The sequence below is a fragment of the Moraxella bovis genome (assembly GCF_002014975.1).
Classification (GTDB): domain Bacteria; phylum Pseudomonadota; class Gammaproteobacteria; order Pseudomonadales; family Moraxellaceae; genus Moraxella; species Moraxella bovis.
The window spans coordinates 1-971 of record NZ_MUXV01000078.1 but is presented as its reverse complement, the minus strand read 5'-3'; the positions used below and the strand labels follow the sequence as shown (position 1 = coordinate 971).

At 32.9% G+C, this 971-nt stretch carries 1 protein-coding gene and 1 pseudogene; both read right to left on the bottom strand.

Features of this window, described 5'->3' with window-relative positions; genetic code table 11:
* Window positions 1-80: 80 nt before the first annotated feature.
* Complete coding sequence (locus B0182_RS13050; RefSeq protein WP_078275330.1) at window positions 81-329, bottom strand: hypothetical protein; 249 nt, start codon at window positions 327-329, stop codon at window positions 81-83.
* Window positions 330-340: 11 nt separating this feature from the next.
* Window positions 341-971 (bottom strand): annotated as a pseudogene (locus B0182_RS14465) (hypothetical protein); the annotation flags it as partial.

Genomic DNA, 971 nt, shown 5'->3' with positions numbered 1-971 from the left:
GTTGGTCATAATATTGACTTTATCTGGATCGTGTCTATCCACCCATAATTGCCAATCTACTTCGTCTGTATAGCGTTCACCTAAAAAAATCTAATGTGAGTGATACCATTTTCAGACAAAAGACACCTTTCAGGAAATTCATAACGAATTTTATCTTTTATTTCATCGTACACTGTAGTATATTTGAAGAATTTTAGCGTATCATATTTATCAAAATGCCGTGTCATTTGTTCATCAGAAAGCATGACTTTATAATAATAAGACATGGCATGGCTAAGACTTGTTAAGTTAAGCACTGCAATAGCAGTCATGATTTTAAAGAGTTTCATACTTTATCTGCCTATTTAGCTATTATATTGCCATCATTATAGATAATATCCCATTGGTACTTGTTAAGTGCGATACCTGAGTTATAGTCCATAAGATTGTCTGTATAAGCTTTTTCAAACAATAAATTACTTATATCATCTTGAAATGGATGTTCCAACCCCAAACTATGTCCCAGCTCATGTAAAATCGTCCGAGTTTCATCATGGGTATTATAAATATTTCTGTAGATAATGACATGATTACCCCAATAATTGCAGTTTCTTGTGATTTTACATTGATATTTTTCATATTCATCAGGCTCTTTTCTATCAGCCATACCCAATGTTAATTTATCATTCTCCTCTACAACATAGTCGGTTAAAATAAGATAAGTAACATTTGTGCTATTGTTGGTTTCATACCGAGTGATGTTTAAAGCTTTTAATAGATTGATGGCATCATTAAAGGCTTCTCTGCTACTCTCCCCATTCAAAGGAGTCAAATTGACATTTTGCACATCATTCACTGCATGTTGATATTTTTTAGAAAAATTATCAATCGCCTGTTGTTGCTGTAACTGGTGGCTACTGATGGTGGTGATTGTGTCTTTACCGTCTTTATTTTTGTGAAAAATTTGCTTATTTATCTGTAAAAACCTCACC